We start from the raw sequence: 19,235 nt of genomic DNA, 5'->3' as shown, positions 1-19,235 counted from the left end.
CTTAATCTTTTTAGTTAGAGAAATGGTGACCAAGATGGTGATTTAACTTCACCCTGCCCTACAGGCAATCTTGCTTTAAAACGTCCATCCATAGAAACCGCAGCTAATACCTGCTTCCCTTGGTATGTCGTTCCGTAAATAACCATGGTGCCATTTGGCGCCACGCTCGGAGATTCGTCTAGTCGTGTACTAGTCAACACTTGCATGAAACGGGTTTCTAAATCCATACGAGCGATATTAAACTTACCGTTGGTACGATTCACAAAAATAATACTACGCCCATCCGGAGAGATCGAACCACCTAAGTTCCACTCACCTTCAAACGTTAAACGAGAAATCTTACCTGAATCGAGAAAAACTCGATATAACTGAGGACGGCCACCGCGCTCAGAAGTAAGTAACAGTGACTTACCATCAGGGAACCAAGATGGCTCAGTATCAATTGCATAATGGTTCGTTACTCGCTTAAGCGCCTTTGTCTCAATGTCGACAACATATACTTCTGGCTGGCCATCTTTCGATAGTGTCAGCGCCAACTTTTTACCATCAGGTGAAAATACAGGCGCGCCGTTAATACCATCGAAACTGGTTACTTTAGTGCGTTGCTGAGTATAAATATTTTGTACAAACACCTCAGCTTTACGGTTTTCAAAACTCACGTACGCAATACGCTGACCATCAGGAGACCAAGAAGGTGACATCAATGGCTCTGGCGAGCGTAGCAACATCTGCTCGTTATAACCATCATAATCAGCAATCATCAGTTTATAAGGAGACTTTTCACCATGATTGACGACAACATAAGCGATACGCGTCAAGAATGCGCCACGAATACCAGTGAGCTTCTCATAAACTATATCGCTGATACGATGGCCATATTGACGGAACTGCGCGGCAGTAATAACGGTTTCACGGCTATCGATCACTAAATCTTTCGCCGATAAGCCGGAGTCTGACTGAAGCTGGGCTTTAACTAAGTCGATCAGTTCGAAACTAACTAAATACTTATCGCCGCCATAAGGCTTAACTGACCCCATAACCACAGCTTCGGCAGGCTGCGCCATCCAAGCGGAAGCATCAAACTGCGCCAAAGTACTAATTCCTCGCTGTGGCAAACTCAGCTCATCGGCAGGACTGAAAGTCCCGCTTCGCGCTAAGTCAGACATCACCACATCAGAGATCTGTGACGGCATAGGACCTGTGCCTTGCCAAACAAATGGAATAACAGCGATGGGTCTCGCGGCATCAACTCCTTCGGTGATGACAATATCTAATGCGGCTTTTACTGGCATACTGCAAATAAGCAGGCCTGTCAGCAACCACTTCCCCAAATTATTCATGAGACTCCTTTAATCAAACTCAGGTTGAACTGTTAAATTAATTTCTTTTAGCTTGTTATAAACATCTGGCTCATTCGATACTGGCAACCTGCCCGCCTTATTAATCGCAGCTTTTGTTGCTCGGCAAACAACACTATCACCATCGAGGGTTTGACTCGCTGTTACAAAACCATCATTAGCCAGGCGAATGAAGACTCTACAGCTCTTACCTCGCATTGACTCATCCACTACTAGATTTCGTTGAATTGTCGCGCGGATCATCGAAGTATACCGCTGTACTTCACTCATCACCTGCTTATTACGGGTTTGAGACAGTGCCGCTTGTTCAGCTGCCAGAGCTTCTTGCATCATCTGCTCTTGCTCACGCCTAGCTTGCTCCTCAGCTTTACGTTTACGCTCAGCTTCCGCTTTGCGCTTACGCTCAGCTTCCGCTTTCTTGGCTGCGGCCTCTTCTGCTTTACGTTTCTCGGCGGCCTTCTTAGCAGCTTCCTCAGAAGCTTTACGCTCCTTCTCTTTCTGCTTTCGCTCCGCTTCTGCTTTCGCCGCTTTCTCTCTTTCCTGCTTCTGCTTTAGCTGAGCTGCTTTTGCGTCATCCGCCGCACGTTTAGTTTCAATCTCTTTTTGCTTGCGTTCTTGCTCAAGCTTTTTAATTTGAGCCTGTTCACGTTCGCGCTCTTTTCGAGCTTCACGAACCCTTCTGTCTGCCTCATCTTGGCGAGCCTTCTCTTTACGTTCAGCTTCGCGCTTCTCAGCTTTTAGCTTCTCGACATGTTCGGCAACTTTTTTCTGATCGACCACGACAGCTTGCACCGCCGGAGCACTAGGTTGTGGCAACGGTTTGGGCTTTTCAGAAAAATCGACACCTAAGATAAGAATAACTATCACGCCAATATGAATTCCAGCTGAAATAACAACTGGAAGGGTTAAATCAGATTTAGCCGCCACTTACTTATCCTCCGGCGCATCTGTCATTAAGCCCACCGAAGGTACGCCTGCACCTTGCAAGGTCACCATCAGTTGGATCACTTTCTCATAGGGGATTGAGCGATCGGCTTTAACAACAACAGGACGCTCAGGCTCTAACTGAATAATCGCACCAACACGCACAGCGACTTCGTCTAACTCTAAGACTTCTTCGCTACTTGAGCTGCCCACATCTAAATAATATTCTCCCATCGCATCAATCGATGCGACAACCGGAGGTTTACTATCGGCAGGCAGAGTCTCTGCTGCTCCTTGAGGTAGATCGACTTTCACCCCTTGGGTGACAATCGGTGCTGTTACCATAAAAATAATCAGCAGTACCAACATCACATCGATATAGGGCACCACGTTAATTTCAGCAACCGGACGACGGCGCTTCCTCTGGTAGCCTTGATGCATTATGCCTGTTCCTTCTCGCTGTACGCTTGACGGTGCAAAATGCTTGAAAACTCTTCCATAAAGTTGGCGTAAGACATTTCAATCTTTTCAACTTGTGTAGAGAAACGGTTATAAGCGATAACAGCTGGGATAGCAGCAAATAAACCCATCGCGGTTGCGATCAAAGCTTCTGCAATACCTGGGGCGACCATGGCTAGGGTGGCATTTTCCACCGCGCCTAGTGCGATAAAGGAGTTCATGATCCCCCATACGGTACCAAACAGACCAATATAAGGACTAGTTGAACCGATTGTCGCCAATAAAGGGAGGTGAGTTTCGAGCTTTTCTAACTCGCGAGACAAAGACACACGCATCGCACGATAGCTACCGTCCATTACAGCTTCTGGCACGCGGCCATTTAACTTACTTAGACGCGCATACTCTTTAAAGCCAGTAACAAATAGAGATGACAGGCCCGAATTGCTATCTTGCCTTGCTGAAAGTTCTTGATAAAGCTTATTCAAGTCGACACCTGACCAAAACTTATCTTCAAACTTAAGCGCTTCTTTCTTTGCTGTTGTCAACAACCTGCGGCGCTGAATAATTACCGCCCAAGAGGCGATCGACAAACCTAGTAATGTCAGCATCACTAATTTAACTAATAGGCTTGCTTGTAAAAATAATCCAATAAAAGAAATATCAGCTTCCACCTTTAAACTCCTGCGCAATATGTTGGGGAATGGCTTTGGGTCTCATACGTGATAGTGCAACACAGGCAACAACAATGTCAGCCTCACAATACACCACACCTTGCTCATCAATTAAGCGTTGCTCGAATACCAATGAGGCTTTCTTAAGTTGTATGACCTTGGTTTCTACAATAAGGTTCTGTTCAAAGCGTGCAGCCTTACAAAAATCTAATTCTGCACGTTTAACAACAAACGCAGTGTCTTGGGCTAATAAGGCTGTTTGACTGATCCCCATAGCACGTAGCCACTCGGTCCGTGCACGCTCAAAGAACTTTAGGTAATTTGAGTGATAAACAACACCACCTGCGTCAGTGTCTTCATAGTAAACCGAAATAGGCCAACGAAACATAAACGGTAACTGCCAATTGATGAGATAAAATAGAGGCCTACTATACCTAGTAGGTATGCAATTGTGAATCGCGATATGTGATAAGCAATGCGCTTCTTCATAAAATATTGTTAATCAACTTTAATCTTTGTTGCATATATATCCAAGGCGATGACTCATATACAAAAACATCAGTTTTAATTAGCCGGGGAAATAAAAAAGGGAAGCCGAAGCTTCCCTTTTAAAATCGTTATATTTTGTTTAGTCGGCTATTTTTGCCGGGATCGCTAGCCCGAAGTTATGCCAAAGGAAACTGTAGATATCGGCAAACTCATCGATCTTCATTGAAGTTGGCTTACCCGCACCGTGGCCCGCTTTTGATTCGATTCGCATAATGACAGGCGCATCACCTTGCTGCTTCTCCTGCATCATGGCGCCAAACTTAAAGCTGTGCAGTGGTACAACACGGTCATCATGATCAGCAGTCATCACCATCGTCGCCGGATAAGCTTGAGCTTTAACATTGTGATATGGCGAATAAGCATAGAGTGCAGGGAACTGTTCGGCATTATCGGCACTGCCATATTCACTGGTCCATGCCCAGCCAATGGTAAATTTTTGAAAGCGCAGCATATCCAAAACGCCAACCGCAGGCAGAACCGCAGCAAACAACTCAGGACGCTGAGTCAAAGTTGCCCCCATCAATAGGCCACCATTACTACGGCCATAAGCTCCAAGCTTAGAAGAGTTTGTATAATCCTCGTCAATCAGGTACTCAGCTGCAGCATAATAGTCATCAAACACATTCTGCTTCTTATCAAACATACCCGCTTGGTGCCAACTTTCACCGTACTCGGCTCCGCCGCGTAGGTTTGGAACGGCATAGACGCCCCCCATATCCATCCAAGCGATATTGGCAGGGCTAAAGCGCGGCGTCATCGAAATCGCAAAACCGCCATAGGCGTACAGTAATGTCGGATTTTGCCCATCTTTCTTCATGCCTTTTTTATAAGAGATCATCATAGGCACTTTAGTACCATCTTTGCTGGTATAAAAGACCTGCTCCGAGGTGTAATCGCTTGGGTTAAATGAGACTTCAGGCTTGGAGTAAATGGTCGACTCACCGGTTTTAAAGTCAAACTTGTAGGTCGTTTGTGGTTGCACGTAACTATTAAAAACATAGTAGAAATAGTCTTTACTGCGTTTACCGTAAGGACCAGCGATCTTGCCTTTACCCGGTAGAGTGACATCTTGGCGCTTATCGCCATTCATATTGTAAATCGTCAGCTTACCTAATACATCATGCAGATAGCTCACTACAATGTGATCATTAACGATAGCGATGTTGCTAATAGGATCTTCAAGCTCAGGAACAATCGTCTTCCAATTGTCTTTGCTACTATTATTGATATCAACCGCAATCACCTTGCCATTTGGTGCGTTATAGTCGGTTTTAAAGTAAAACACTGAGTCGTCGTTGCCGATAAAGTTGTATTCGGCTTCAAGGTTAGGGATCAGTTCAACTACTTGAGCTTGAGAGTCAAGCAATGACTTATAAAAAAAACGGTTGCGACTATCGGTGCCTTGAGAGATATAAAGCAACAAGTAGTCGCCCTTCTCCGATACCTCTATACCAAAACCCCAATCTTTATTCTGAGGTCTTTCATAGACTAAGATATCATCACTCTGCGCTGTACCGATCTTATGAAAATACACTTTTTGATTAAAGTTAACATCGGCAAGAGCATTGCCGCCTTCTGGTGCATCATAACGAGCATAGTAAACGCCCGTGTTATCATGATTCCAAACCGCGCTTGAGAATTTAATCCAGTCAAGCTCATCGGCTAACTTCTTACCTGTAGCTACATCGATAAAGTGCCATGCTTGCCAATCAGAGCCAGACTTAGAGATCCCATAAGCCAGAGTTTTGCCATCATCACTAACCGACAAACCAGACAATGCAACCGTACCATCGTCTGATAAGCTGTTAGGATCGAGAACTACCCTAGCCTTGCCATCACCACTTTTAACATAGAGTACTGATTGCGCTTGTAAACCGTCATTACGGTAATAAAAAGTATTGTCACCCTTTTCAAACGGCGCTGAAATCTTCTCGTAATTCCACAGTTCGGTAATTCGGTCTACAATGGCCTGCTTGTTGTCAATATTAGCTAAGTAGGCGTGACCTGCATTCTGCTGTTCGCTCACCCATTTATGGGTCTGCTCTGACTCAACTTCTAGATAGCGATATGGGTCAGCAACCTCTACGCCATGGATCGTTTCAACCACACCGCTAGAATTGCTCTTAACGGCAGTTACAGACTCTTCTATTGTTGGTTGTGACTGGCAACCCACTACAGCTAAGCCTAAGCCTATGGCTAACAAATGCTTTTTAGTTAGTATCGAATGAATTCGCATTTTGTATCCCTGATTAACTGACTCTTATTATTTAATGAGTCTTCTATTTTTATCGTTAGGTTTTTTATAATTAGATAACTTATTTTTTATCGCTTTAACCTTAACACCTTCTTCACTGCGCACTATACAAACTAAAAAAATACATCGCAAAGTTTGTTTCAAAATTGTTTTTGCTAAATCGACTTAGCAACTGTTAATAATTTAGCAACATAGATAAATTAAATATCATGTGAAACTAAATACAAAACGTGACAAACCCCGCAATATTGGGGACTTAGTATCTTTTAGCAACAAGCCAGCAACCAAGTCGCATTAGCAAAACTAATGGCAAATGCTAATTATTCTAGTTTGTCAGCCATAAGCTCCAAGCCTATAATTCGTCTCGTTTTCAGGAAGTGTCTGCCTAGCAGATTCGGAAACAAAGAACTCTTAAACTTTCGTGGTCTCCACGGAAGTTATATCCCTGGTTCTTATGCTTGACTTCCTTCCTTCAATTTGTTGATTGCAATGATTTATTTTTGCGGCCCGCTTACCATGTAAGCGGGCTTTTTTTTATCTTTAAATCGCGGTAGATTTCTAACGGAGGCCATTTTCATACACAAAAAAGCCCAGCGATTAGGCTAGGCTCTTCAAATCTATGTTGTCAGCTAGAGCGGTTTACTAATTCTAATCACAACTCTACGGTTTCTCGCTCGCTCATCAATCGTCTCGTTAGAGGCAACATGCCTTCTCTCGCCGTGACCAAATGTATGAATACGGCTTTGGCCAATCCCGCTAGCCACAAAGAACTCCTTCACCGAATCCGCACGTTTTTCAGAAACAGTTTGGTTCACACTACGCCCACCATAACTGTCGGTATAGGCATCTATCAGAACCAAATCAACATTCTTGTCGTAAGCTAAATATTCTTGAACTCTTGCGATCTGCGACTTTGCATAACGGGTTAGCTCTGTGCCACCGGATTCATAAGTTAATACCGTAAAGGCGATATCTTCAAACGAATAAGGTAATAAAGAAGACAGGCACGACTTAAACTCTGCATATTGTCGTCTAAAGTTCACCGCCGATAAACCTACTGCAATCTTATTCGCTTCATTATACCAATCGGCATAATAGAAAGTTGGCTGCATGCCACTTTCTAGCTCAGCAAGCATTGACCAAGCCGCGTTACGGGGAACCTCACCACTAAAGTACTTCTGATAAGTCAGCTCAGTGATCTCTTTAGACAGCACACCTGGGCGCCATGCTGGAGCCATACTCATCAACTTAGCTTGAGTGACTTGATCGGGCTTAACCCACATATCTAAGGTGAAATTCAAGTTATGATCTTTACCTGCACGGCTGGTAAAGACCGCTTTACCATAGGCAGGAATATCATGCTCAAGACGGCACATTACCGGATTATTACCGCTTAAACGCCACTGCGACTCCTCTAAAGAAGCCACATACTGCCTCAGTTCTGCATTTGCAAAAAAAGGTAGGCACAATAATGATGCTAAAATAACCCTAAGCCGCATAAAATTACTCTCTAAATTTGTATCACTCCTATCTATCGGCAAAGAATTATCTTTCTTTAGCCTATAAAACAACCAAACGCACATGACAGTGATTATCAGTTGCAGCATAATAGTCGCCTGCACACTTTTGGGAAATTTTAATGACTGACACTTTTGACCCTAATTTAATGAAAAACCGCTTTAGAGGGTATTTCCCAGTGGTCATCGATGTTGAAACTGCGGGTTTTAACGCGAAAACTGATGCACTTTTAGAAATTGCAGTCAGCATGCTGAAAATGGACGAAGATGGTGTTCTCGGGCTCGATAAAACACTCCACTTTAATATTGAGCCATTCGAAGGTGCAAACCTTGAGCCTGAAGCGTTAGCCTTTACAGGTATCGATCCAACTAATCCGCTTCGTGGTGCCGTCAGTGAAAAAGAAGCCTTTTTAGAGATCTTTAAAGAGGTTAAAAAAGCACAAAAAGCGGCAGGTTGTCATCGCAGTATTATTGTTGCTCACAATGCAGCTTTTGATCACGGCTTTGTCACCCAAGCTATTGAGCGTAATAGCCTCAAGCGTACGCCATTTCATCCTTTCGCCACCTTTGATACCGCTGCATTAGCGGGGTTAGCGATTGGACACACTGTACTAGCAAAGGCCTGCGCGATGGCGGGGATCCCTTTCGATAACCGTGAAGCTCACTCGGCACTATATGATACCGAGCGCACAGCAGAGCTATTTTGTTTAATCGTCAATCGTTGGAAAGCACTTGGGGGCTGGCCTTTTATTGCTGATGAAGCAGAAGAAGAAAAACCTCAAGACACGATTGAGTCTTAAGCTTTCATAAATAAGCCTCCAAAGAGTCAACTTATCTCTGGACGGGACAAACGATAGACACAAAAAAAGCTGCGATTAACGCAGCTTTTTTATGCTTTCTGACTTACAATTTCATTAAGAAATTATAGTGCATCTGCATTGTCAGTTAGGTAAGAAGCAACGCCTTCTGGGCTTGCATCCATACCCTTGTCACCCTTTTCCCAACCCGCTGGGCATACGTCACCGTGATCTTCATGGAATTGAAGTGCATCAACCATGCGGATCATTTCGTCAACATTACGACCAAGTGGCAGATCGTTAACCACCTGGTGGCGAACCTGACCTTCTTTGTCGATTAGGAAAGAACCACGGAATGCAACACCTGCTTCTGGATGCTCGACATCATATGCTTTACAGATCTCATGCTTAACGTCAGCAACCAGTGTGTATTGAACTTGGCCAATACCGCCTTTGTCTACTGGCGTGTTACGCCATGCGTTATGAGTGAACTGAGAGTCGATTGAAACACCGATAACTTCAACACCACGCTTCTTGAACTCGTCCATGCGGTGATCGAAAGCGATCAACTCAGATGGGCACACGAAAGTGAAGTCAAGTGGGTAGAAGAATACTACAGCAGGTTTGCCTTTAATTGCTTCTGATAGGGTAAAGCTATCAACAATTTCACCATTACCTAGTACCGCAGCAGCTGTAAAATCAGGGGCCGGGCGGCCTACTAATACGCTCATTTTATTTCTCCATCTATGGATTGCTAAAAACGCTGTTTCGTTTTAAATCTAAAGCATTATAGGCAGTGTATTTCTTTGCACAAGCTATTTGAGAACAATATCACCATTTTAAATGAACATTTAATTAACCGATTACAGTCTGAACAATAACACCAAATCCTCACATTACCATTCACACTTTATTTGCATGTTTAGCTACAGCTAATTCACAACCCAGATTGAATTCAAGATATACGGCTTAGATGCTGGACATTTTGTAGGTTAACAGGCAAAAATGTCGACCAAACTACAGGTAATTAAGAAACTATTAAAATGAATGCTGTTGTCATCGCTGTATGCCTAATGTTAGGTCTCAGCTTAGCTAGAGTTAATATCGTCATTGCACTTACCATCTCTGCATTAGTCGCAGGGCTTGTAGGAGGCATGGATCTGCACCAAACGGTCGCTGCCTTTAACACGGGTCTTGGTGGAGGTGCACAAATAGCTTTAAGCTATGCCCTACTCGGCGCTTTTGCCGTTGCCTTGTCGCATTCGGGCCTGACCACGTTACTTTCAAATAAGGTCATTAGTTTATTAGGCAAAGAGCAAAATAGTACAAACAACAACCGTGTACGTTGGACTTTACTTCTAACGATTCTATCGATGGCTATCGCCTCGCAAAATATTTTGCCAATCCACATTGCCTTTATTCCTATTTTGATCCCACCGTTACTGCATGTGATGTCTAAGCTAAAAATGGATCGTCGCTTAGTAGCCTGTGTACTTACCTTCGGTTTAGTAACAACATATATGGTGTTACCTGTTGGGTTTGGCGGCATCTTTCTTTACGATATTTTGCTAACGAACTTAAATAGCAATGATCTAAACGCGGTACAACAACAAGTGGCTCCAGCCATGGTTATCCCGGCTATGGGCATGTTGTTTGGTTTATTGGTTGCCGTATTTATCTCTTATAGAAAGCCAAGAGAATATAAAGAGGAATTGATTTTACAAGCTGAGCCTGAAGAGGGACTAAATCGTCGTAATATCATCATCGCACTCATCGCTGTTGTTTCGACCTTAGCGACTCAACTCTATACAGGTTCGATGATTTTCGGTGCCTTGATAGGTTTTATTGTTTTCAGCTTTTCCGGTGCACTTAAGCATGTTGCCGATCAAGATATCTTCAACCAAGGCGTGCGTATGATGGCCAATATTGGCTTTATTATGATCTCTGCTGCTGGTTTTGCCGCTGTAATTAAGGGCACTGGTGATGTCGCCAGCTTAGTTGAGATTATGAATACGGCGATTGGTGATAATAAGGCCCTTGCAGCCTTCTTAATGCTACTGGTTGGTTTACTGATTACTATGGGTATTGGCTCATCATTTTCGACCATCCCGATTATTGCCGCTATCTATGTACCTTTGGCGATGAGTTTTGGTTTCTCTGTTGAAGCAACGATTGCCTTAGTCGGTACTGCTGCAGCACTTGGGGACGCAGGCTCACCAGCTTCTGAGTCAACTTTAGGACCAACAGCGGGTCTAAATGCTGATGGTCAGCATGACCATATGAAAGACAGCGTTATCCCAACTTTTATCCACTACAACATTCCACTGCTAGTGTTTGGCTGGATTGCCGCAATGGTACTCTAGACTAAGTTATGTAAGAAAGATAAAAACAAAAAAGGAGCCGTTTGGCTCCTTTTTTACTATACGATTTAGACTAAAACTTATTTAGTACCGAAAATCTTATCACCCGCATCACCAAGACCAGGTAGGATATAACCTTGCTCGTTTAGGCAGTCATCAATTGACGCTGTATAAAGCTCGATATCAGGATGTGCTTTCTCAAGTGCTGCAACACCTTCTGGCGCAGCTACGAGTACAAGTGCTTTAATCGCTGTACAGCCACGCTCTTTTAGTAAGTCGATTGTAGAGATCATCGAGCCACCAGTCGCAAGCATTGGGTCAACAACTAACGCCATACGCTCAGGCATGTTGCTTGCGAGTTTTTCAAAGTATGGAACTGGCTCAAGTGTCTCTTCGTCACGGTAAATTCCCACAACAGAGATACGCGCACTTGGAACGTGCTCTAATACGCCATCCATCATACCAAGGCCGGCACGTAAGATTGGTACTACAGTAACCTTCTTACCTTTGATCTGTTCAATTTCAACAGGACCATTCCAACCTTCGATAGTGACTTTTTCAGTTTCAAAGTCAGCCGTTGCTTCATAAGTTAGTAAACTGCCCACTTCTGCCGCTAGTTCGCGAAAACGCTTGGTACTGATATTAGCTTCGCGCATTAATCCAATTTTATGACGGACTAAAGGATGTTTAACTTCAACGACTTTCATCTTGTTCTCCTAGTTTTCTAACGTATTTTTTACGGTAAATTTTAACGATTTTAGTAGATTTGTTCGCATAGGCAAACTTAAAGTTTCAAAAAGGCGGTAAATCGTGACCTCTGTCGCTAAGTTTATTGAAAAACTTAGCTTTCGACGCTACCCACAAGCTGGTAGAATGGCGCCGCATAAAATCCTATAACAATCTATACCCGTACCCGAAGAGGATCTCCGTGAGCACTCCTACTACCCCACTAAGCTATAAAGATGCAGGTGTTGATATCGACGCCGGAAATGCACTAGTTAACAACATCAAGTCAGCAGTAAAACGTACCCGTCGTCCAGAAGTCATGGGCAACCTAGGTGGTTTTGGTGCCCTTTGTGAGCTACCAACTAAGTATAAGCATCCAGTACTGGTTTCTGGTACTGATGGTGTTGGCACCAAGTTACGCCTAGCTATCGATTTTAAAAAGCATGATAACGTTGGTGTCGACTTAGTCGCCATGTGTTCAAACGATCTCATCGTTTCAGGTGCAGAGCCCCTGTTCTTCCTTGATTACTATGCGACAGGCAAACTCGATGTTGAAGTTGCCACCGCAGTTGTTAAAGGGATTGCCGAAGGCTGTGTCCAATCAGGCTGTGCACTTATCGGCGGCGAAACTGCTGAAATGCCAGGCATGTATGAAGGCGAAGATTACGACCTCGCAGGTTTCTGCGTCGGCGTCGTTGAAAAAGAAGAGATCATCGACGGCACTAAGGTGCAAGACGGTGATGCACTTATCGCACTCGCGTCAAGCGGCCCTCATTCAAATGGTTTCTCACTTATCCGCAAAGTATTAGAAGTAAGCAAAGCTGATCCAGAGCTAGAGCTTGCGGGTAAGCCACTGATTGACCATTTATTAGAACCTACAAAAATTTATGTAAAGTCACTGCTTAAATTGCTTGAACAACATGATGTTCATGCAATGTCGCACATTACAGGTGGTGGATTCTGGGAAAACATCCCACGCGTACTGCCTGAAGACTGTAAAGCAGTGGTGAACAGCGACTCTTGGCAGTGGCCAGTCGTGTTTAACTGGTTGATGGAAAACGGCAACATTTCTGAATTTGAAATGTACCGCACCTTCAACTGTGGCGTTGGTATGGTTATCGCCCTACCAGCTGATAAAGTCGATTCAGCCTTAGAATTGCTAAAAGCAGAAGGCGAAAACGCATGGTTAATCGGAAACATTGCCAAGCGTAACGGCGAAGAAGAGCAAGTGGAGATCCTGTAATGCCCCAGAGTTGTCGCGTTTTAGTATTAATTTCAGGTAATGGCAGTAATTTACAAGCCATTATCGATGGCTGTGATGATAACCTGCAAGCCGAAGTAGTCGGTGTGATCAGTAATAAGCCCGACGCCTATGGATTGATTCGTGCCCACCAAAATGAGATTGATACCAGCTGCGTGATAGCTCACACCGGCGAAACAAGACAAGAGTACGACGCAAGACTTCTGAATGCGATTGAAAAGTACCAACCCGATCTTATCGTGTTGGCTGGCTTTATGCGTATTTTAAGTGATGAATTCGTTCAGCGTTTTGAAGGCAAGATGGTCAACATCCACCCTTCGCTCTTACCTAAATATACTGGACTACACACACATCAACGTGCAATCGATGCAAAAGATCCTGAGCACGGTGCTAGCGTACACTTTGTGACGCCAGAGCTCGATGCAGGCCCAGTCATCTTACAAGCTAAAGTGCCAGTTTATGAAGACGACACAGCAGATACATTAGCTGAACGTGTTCATGAACAGGAGCACGCCATTTATCCACTAGTGGTGAAATGGTTCAGCCAGAAACGTCTTGCTATGGTTGATGGCGTTGCAATGCTTGATGGTCAAGTATTAGCAATCAATGGCTATGCAGCTGACTAATCTGTTTCAGAAAATATAACAGCATACAAAGGGCACCTATGGGTGCCTTTTTTATTGCCCGTACTTAAGACACCTCACTAAATCTGCACAACTCATACTACTTAAGCGATTAATACCATTTAAGTGACTAATACCATTTAAGTGACTTAGGCTTACCGATTGTGATAATAACTTAAAATATGAGAGCTCATTTTAAACGATGAAAACATCTGTTACTCTGGTACCACAGATACAGATAAGAAACTAAACCTGAAAATTCAGCTGTTTATTCTATAATCGTACACAAAGCTGTTGTGATCACACCAGCACAGCATATACGCGCAACATGTATACACTAAACTTGCACACTAACTCTTATAGACAACCTAGGCTAAGTTCGTTTTGATAACATTCAATGAGTGGCGTCATAAAAGTCTGCTAATTTGGCAGCATCAGCGATACAAGCTCAGTGCTATCACAGTACTGCTTAATAGCTTGTTGATATTTAAAACCGTTTACGGAATGTCGGCTCAGGTATTTAGCCCACAGCAGCTCTCACACCTTGCAGATATTGATTTTACAGTACTCACTAATGCACCTTGGTTTATGCTTGGGGCATTTTTACTGCTGAACTCAATCGGTTTATTGTTTCGTGCACGTATCGCTTGGGTAATGAGCCTTGTACTACTGCTAACGACCTTAGTTTTTACAGTACATTATTATTCTAATCTACTATTAAATATCGTTTTCTGTAGCTTCAGCATTATCTTATTATTGTTCCAAAGTCGAGATTTCAATCGCAGTAGTGCAACTGCAGCAGGGATTGTCTCAATCATCAGCTTTGTCATTCTAATCATCTACTCGACGTATGGTAGCTTGTATTTTGGTGACGGTTTTTCGCCAAAAATAACTGACTTAAGTATGGCATTTTATTTTGCCATGGTGACGATGACCACTGTGGGTTATGGCGATATTTTGCCCGTGACAGAAACCGCAAGGCTCTTCACTATTTCGATGATTATTGCCGGAATTGCCGTGTTTGCAACATCCGTGAGTACTATTTTTGGGCCTTTCATTAGAGATGGTTTAAGCAAACTTATACAAGGAAAAAAACACACCATGAAAAGAGCCGATCACTTTATTGTTTGTGGTACGTCAGCCATGGCGACAAATACCATAATTAAACTACATCAGCGCGGATTAGCCGTCACGATTATCACAGTAAGACCCAGTGATGAGTTCGAGATTATTGAACAAAGCTTAGAGGGGAAATTTGATATTATCTCCGGTGACAGTAGCGACACAGCCGTATTAAAACAAGCTGGCTTAGAGCAATGTCGAGCTATCTTAGCATTAACTGATAATGATGCTGATAATGCTTTTATCGTGTTATCGGCTAAAGACTTAAGTGCTAATGCGAAGACAGTGATTATAGTCAATGACAGTAAAAATTTATCTAAAATACAAAGGGTGCAGCCTGATGTATTACTGTCGCCACAGCTGTTTGGTAGTGAAGTTCTGGCACGCATGCTAAATGGAGAAACGATGGATAATAATGATTTAGCAGAACTACTTCTCAACTCTGCTCATGGTATACCATCAAAAACTAATTTATAGCACTCGGCTGAAATTATAGAGTAAACAACTTCTGTTGATTAAAGCTCGGTGTGGGCGTTATCAGTTACGTCGAGTTCTTACCCCAAGTTAGCACTTGCAACTTGGGGTTTAGTTTTTTTGGGTATAAAAGTTATGCAGCTTTACTTTATCACTACTAGTGCATTTGCCTTCTGATATACCTGATAATCCGGCTATCCACATAACCGTATGAAAATACCTCGGTGAGAAGCTTTTAAAATTGATTACCGCCCAACAACTCGCTATCTCACTGAGATCACTTCAGAGCTAAGAAGCGTATTATTCTAGAAGTAATGCTAAAAAAGTAACATAAAGTGCAAGCATTATAACCAAGCACCATATGCTACTTTAGTATTTATTCTACCGATACCCTTCTATTGATCCCTCTACTTAATTTCAACAATATCACCGGGTTGCCAACTCTTATCAAACCAAGTTTCCAAAGGACCATAGAGGCGTAGCAAGATAAACCAGCCTTTATTGGGTACCGTTTGGATCCAGTTACTCTCTTTCCCCTCTGGCGCATTTGGACCGAAGTAAATATCCACAGAACCATCAGCGTTTTGGGCCAAATCATCACGCTGATTATTACGACTTGGGAACTGCTGTCCCGTCTGCAACTCCGAGCGAGTTTGCGTATCGTAAGCCACTATCGACCAGAAGTTTTTTGCGGGTACATTGGCAGGGATATTCAGTTTATAGGTCTTGCTACCGCTCAGGTACGCCGAGTCTTTTGACTTGTCCAGCATTGCATATTGCGATCCCTTGCCGATAAGCTTAAGCGCCATTGCCGGAGTATTGACTGTCGCCATATAGAAGAAATAGGTACGGGCATCCAAATTACGTCCCCCCTCACCGTCATCGATTAACCAACGATAGTCACCGCCAATAAAGGCCGTTTTCCAAAGCCTGTTGGGATAGACGTAAACACTATCATCTTGTGGTTGAAACATCAGGGATCTTGCTGTGGCGTTACCGATAGCGACACCGTCAGAGAGTAGCTCAGTCATGTGTTCATCCGGCGCAAAAGGCTTACCCTTTTGAATACCAATACTCGCCATCAAGCCGCGAAGCTCAGGGTCAATAAAGGACACTGGCTCCTTCTCCAAAACAGGTTGGATCTCTTTGAAGAAGTGAAAATCATTGGCATGAACCGTATTAAACTCTAAGCCACTACCTGACTTAAACACCATTTTTGGCGGCTGAGTCTGCTTGGCCAGAGGATAAATTTTTAGGTGTTGCTTAAACGCTTGAACAGCAGAATCTGTCTTGCCATCTTTGAGAAATCCACGTGCAATAAACCAATTGGTATAGCTTGTTGACTCAGAGACAAAGTAGCCTTTTGGCACTTCTCCTTTGTATCCAGGAGGCAAAACCAGGTACTTACCGCCCTTACCTTTATCGGGGCCTACAATCCCCATATCGGTTACAAAGCGAAAAAAAGCGTCATTTACGGTCGTTGGTCCCATTCCTGCTGGAACCTCGACGACCGTCGGACCATCACGTTTAAGATCTAAAAACGCTGATGCGTAAACCGTGTCAGTATTACCCGTTAAGAAAAGTGGATTTGAGTCCATTAATTTATCGAACAGTAACACTTGATTTGATTGAGTTATCCCAAGGTTTTCATGTCCAATTCGCAGTGCTTCCACCGAAGCCATAGGGATCGCATTTAAAAAGGTTTCAGTTGCACGAATAGTATTGAGGTTATCATAGATTTTACGGCTGGTTTTAACTGTCGGCGCTCCATCATGAAACTCCAATGTGCCGATACTCGTCTCAACCTTATTGGGAGTCATAATACTCGCAGGGATCTTGTTATTATAACCAGGAGTGGGAGCTTCTGCTGCCACTAACGGTGATGACATTCCCAGTAATAGAGCGATAGATGCTACGGCTGATTTGAACTCAAGTTTGGTATTCATTATCTTCCTTTTTCATTGCACTATAATTCCTTCAGCTTACAGACTATGAGCTGAATAAAAGCTGGTCAATACGAAACCTTGCCTCTAGGCTAGTAGCTAAAGCATTGTTACTTTATTACTTACCTTCAATCACTTCCCAATGAAAGTGATGCTTCCTGAGCTAGCACCACACGGTTTCGCCCCAGTCTCTTAGCGAGATAGAGCGCCTTATCGGCACCATCAAGCACTCGCTGCCAGGAATCGACTAAGGTGCGTGCATCTAATGGCTGTCCCACTCCAATCGAAACGGTTAAATGCAACTGCTGCTCTTCAACCTCAATAATGGTATCGGCGATCGCCTGACGAATACGCTCAAAATAGTTAGATAGCACTTTCGCAGATTTAGGACTGGATGCCTCAGGCCAACATAGCAACAGAATAAATTCTTCACCGACCCAGCGAATAAGCAGGTCATCTTCACGAGTTTTGCTCTGGATCAGTTGTCCAACCCTAACTAGTACTTCATCCCCCATATCATGGCCATAGGTGTCATTGACCCTCTTAAAGTGGTCAATATCGATAATGGCCAAACACATTCTAGTGTCTTTCGATGTTGATAGTTGCCCTTGCTGGGCTAAATAGTCTAAGAAGTAGCGACGATTATACAGGCCCGTTAAGGTGTCGAGGTTGGACTGCTTATATAGTTCCCGATTAGAGCTTTGTAGATGCTTATTATCGCTTTCCAAGCCATAGCGTTTTTTTATTAGTAAAGAAATGAAAATGATACCAACGAGAATAATAACGAAAAGTAGCTCTTCACGAAGTTGCTGCTCCGCAAGGTGGGCGTCTTGCGCATCGTTCTCAGCTTTTAACACTGCCAGCTCTTGTTGACGATATTTCTCTTGATAACTTTTACTCAGCTCAAGACTCATTTGGGCTCGTCTATCGAACAACAAAGCTTTATCTTCTTCGTTAGCCTTACGCTGATAAAGCAATGCGGTTTTGTAATCCCCCAGCGCCTCAAAAGCGAGGGTATAGGTGTTATAGGTATCAGCTAACCCTGCACGTGTACCAATCTGACGATACAAGGCCTCACTCTTTGTTAGCGCCACGAGCGCATCATCAACCAATCCTAAATTAACCAACGCCTTAGCTAATATTCTGCTACAGTCACTTTCAAGTAGCAGGTAGCGATTAACGGAGGCGAGTGCGACACACTCTCGACCTAAATCAGCAGCCGACTGATACTGTCCTATCGAAAGGTAGTAATGAGCCCAAGAGATCTTGGTATTCATCTTCACGTTCAAATTACCACTTAACTCAGCATTTTTCTGGGCAGCGATCAAATAGGGCTTACTCTCACTAACCCTACCTAACTGCTCTAATATAAAAGCGGCATTGTTGTTAAAGACACTGAATTGCTCATAGCTACCGCCATACTGGTCAACATGCGCTAACGCCTCATTATTAGAGTCCCAAGCTTTATCCCACTGCTGAAGATCAACATAGATAACCGCAACATTAGACAGTACCTTGCTAACATAAGGATCTTCTGGTTGTACTCTAAAGATATCGAGGGCTTTCAAATAATATTCAAGTGCGACATAGTACTGATCTTGAAAATAATAAAGCGCCCCCTTGGTATTAAAAGCACGCCCAGTTAAGTGGTCGAAATTAGCGGCCTTCGATAAACGAATCGCTTCATCAACTAAGGTCAATCCATCATCAAAGCGACTCTGTTTAACGGCAAAAGTCGCCTGCCACATTTTCGCTTCGGCAATTAGCCAAATTTCATTTAGTCTTTGCCCCACAGATAACATCTTTGATATCGCTAGCTCTGCAGCCTTAGGAGAGCCATTTGACATCTCTATGTCATGTAAAATGCGATAATAGGCAAATGCATAATAGGCAGACAACTGTGCCTGTTCTTTGGGGATCTCTTGCATCAATTGTTGGCGTTTATAGGCCGTATCGAGGGTTTTGTCATTAAGCAAAGCCAAGATCCGCTGGCCATTGCTCAACTTTCCGATGGTATCTAGTGGTGAAAATTCAGCCGCATTCACTGCAAATGAGCTGCATGTCAGTACCAAAAAGATAAAAAACGTAATAAACTTTTCCATAAGAGTATCACTGATTTTGTATAAAAGTGGCAACACAACCTAGGGTTTACAAACCTATATTAGGGATGTAAAACATAATGTTAGTAGCTATCTAC

Annotated in this window: 16 protein-coding genes; 5 read left to right on the top strand and 11 right to left on the bottom strand. The window is 43.4% G+C overall.

Translation table 11 applies throughout. From position 1 onward, the window contains the following. Positions 1-14: 14 nt before the first annotated feature. From tolB to JMA39_RS01445, 7 genes are all read right to left on the bottom strand, one after another. Positions 15-1,340, bottom strand: coding sequence for a Tol-Pal system beta propeller repeat protein TolB (gene tolB, locus JMA39_RS01475; RefSeq protein WP_202720067.1), 1,326 nt, complete (start codon positions 1,338-1,340; stop codon positions 15-17). Positions 1,341-1,349: 9 nt separating this feature from the next. Then, positions 1,350-2,285: a cell envelope integrity protein TolA gene (tolA, locus tag JMA39_RS01470; RefSeq protein ID WP_202720066.1), complete on the bottom strand. Its 936-nt coding sequence runs from the start codon at positions 2,283-2,285 to the stop codon at positions 1,350-1,352. After that, positions 2,286-2,723, bottom strand: coding sequence for a protein TolR (tolR, locus tag JMA39_RS01465; RefSeq protein WP_202720065.1), 438 nt, complete (start codon positions 2,721-2,723; stop codon positions 2,286-2,288). Beyond that, positions 2,723-3,412: a protein TolQ gene (gene tolQ, locus JMA39_RS01460; protein ID WP_202720064.1), complete on the bottom strand. Its 690-nt coding sequence runs from the start codon at positions 3,410-3,412 to the stop codon at positions 2,723-2,725. The genes tolR and tolQ overlap by 1 nt, the downstream gene beginning before the upstream one ends. After that, positions 3,402-3,800 (bottom strand): tol-pal system-associated acyl-CoA thioesterase, encoded by a 399-nt coding sequence (gene ybgC / locus JMA39_RS01455; RefSeq protein ID WP_202720063.1) that lies wholly within the window; start codon positions 3,798-3,800, stop codon positions 3,402-3,404. The genes tolQ and ybgC overlap by 11 nt, the downstream gene beginning before the upstream one ends. Positions 3,801-4,040: 240 nt before the next feature. After that, positions 4,041-6,197, bottom strand: a complete 2,157-nt coding sequence (locus tag JMA39_RS01450; protein ID WP_202720062.1) for a prolyl oligopeptidase family serine peptidase — start codon at positions 6,195-6,197, stop codon at positions 4,041-4,043. A 647-nt stretch (positions 6,198-6,844) separates the two neighbouring features. Then, entirely contained in the window at positions 6,845-7,714 is an 870-nt protein-coding gene (locus JMA39_RS01445) for a flagellar protein MotY (protein ID WP_202720061.1), read from the bottom strand. Positions 7,715-7,854: 140 nt separating this feature from the next. On the opposite strand from JMA39_RS01445, the gene rnt reads away from it, so the two are divergent. After that, positions 7,855-8,532, top strand: coding sequence for a ribonuclease T (rnt, locus tag JMA39_RS01440; protein WP_202720060.1), 678 nt, complete (start codon positions 7,855-7,857; stop codon positions 8,530-8,532). 122 nt (positions 8,533-8,654) lie between these two features. Here the strand turns inward: rnt and JMA39_RS01435 are convergent, their stop codons facing one another. Beyond that, a complete protein-coding gene (locus JMA39_RS01435; protein WP_202720059.1) occupies positions 8,655-9,260 on the bottom strand; it encodes a peroxiredoxin in 606 nt (201 codons plus the stop codon). Positions 9,261-9,572: 312 nt separating this feature from the next. Between JMA39_RS01435 and JMA39_RS01430 the strand changes: the two genes are divergently transcribed. Next, positions 9,573-10,892 carry a Na+/H+ antiporter family protein gene (locus JMA39_RS01430; RefSeq protein ID WP_202720058.1) on the top strand — a complete coding sequence of 440 codons (1,320 nt, stop codon included), beginning with the start codon at positions 9,573-9,575 and terminating at the stop codon, positions 10,890-10,892. Between the two features lie 77 nt (positions 10,893-10,969). On the opposite strand, the gene upp is transcribed toward JMA39_RS01430, so the two are convergent. After that, positions 10,970-11,596 (bottom strand): uracil phosphoribosyltransferase, encoded by a 627-nt coding sequence (gene upp, locus JMA39_RS01425; RefSeq protein ID WP_202720057.1) that lies wholly within the window; start codon positions 11,594-11,596, stop codon positions 10,970-10,972. Positions 11,597-11,817: 221 nt separating this feature from the next. Here upp and purM point away from each other — a divergent pair, with 221 nt between their 5' ends. The 3 genes from purM (at position 11,818) to kch (ending at position 15,098) form a co-directional block, all read left to right on the top strand. Next, a complete protein-coding gene (gene purM, locus JMA39_RS01420; protein WP_202720056.1) occupies positions 11,818-12,858 on the top strand; it encodes a phosphoribosylformylglycinamidine cyclo-ligase in 1,041 nt (346 codons plus the stop codon). After that, positions 12,858-13,502 (top strand): phosphoribosylglycinamide formyltransferase, encoded by a 645-nt coding sequence (gene purN, locus JMA39_RS01415; protein WP_202720055.1) that lies wholly within the window; start codon positions 12,858-12,860, stop codon positions 13,500-13,502. Before purM ends, purN begins: the two co-directional genes overlap by 1 nt. A gap of 381 nt (positions 13,503-13,883) precedes the next feature. After that, positions 13,884-15,098, top strand: a complete 1,215-nt coding sequence (kch, locus tag JMA39_RS01410) for a voltage-gated potassium channel protein (RefSeq protein WP_237732528.1) — start codon at positions 13,884-13,886, stop codon at positions 15,096-15,098. Positions 15,099-15,502: 404 nt separating this feature from the next. Here the strand turns inward: kch and JMA39_RS01405 are convergent, their stop codons facing one another. Continuing rightward, positions 15,503-17,041 carry a DUF1254 domain-containing protein gene (locus tag JMA39_RS01405; protein WP_202720054.1) on the bottom strand — a complete coding sequence of 513 codons (1,539 nt, stop codon included), beginning with the start codon at positions 17,039-17,041 and terminating at the stop codon, positions 15,503-15,505. Positions 17,042-17,166: 125 nt separating this feature from the next. Further along, positions 17,167-19,140 (bottom strand): tetratricopeptide repeat-containing diguanylate cyclase, encoded by a 1,974-nt coding sequence (locus JMA39_RS01400; RefSeq protein ID WP_202720053.1) that lies wholly within the window; start codon positions 19,138-19,140, stop codon positions 17,167-17,169. Positions 19,141-19,235 lie beyond the last annotated feature (95 nt).

Origin of the sequence: Shewanella schlegeliana (assembly GCF_016765635.1) — a bacterium.
GTDB classification, from domain to species: domain Bacteria; phylum Pseudomonadota; class Gammaproteobacteria; order Enterobacterales; family Shewanellaceae; genus Shewanella; species Shewanella schlegeliana.
Note: the sequence above shows the minus strand (reverse complement) of the source record. Positions and strands in the feature narration are given on the sequence as shown.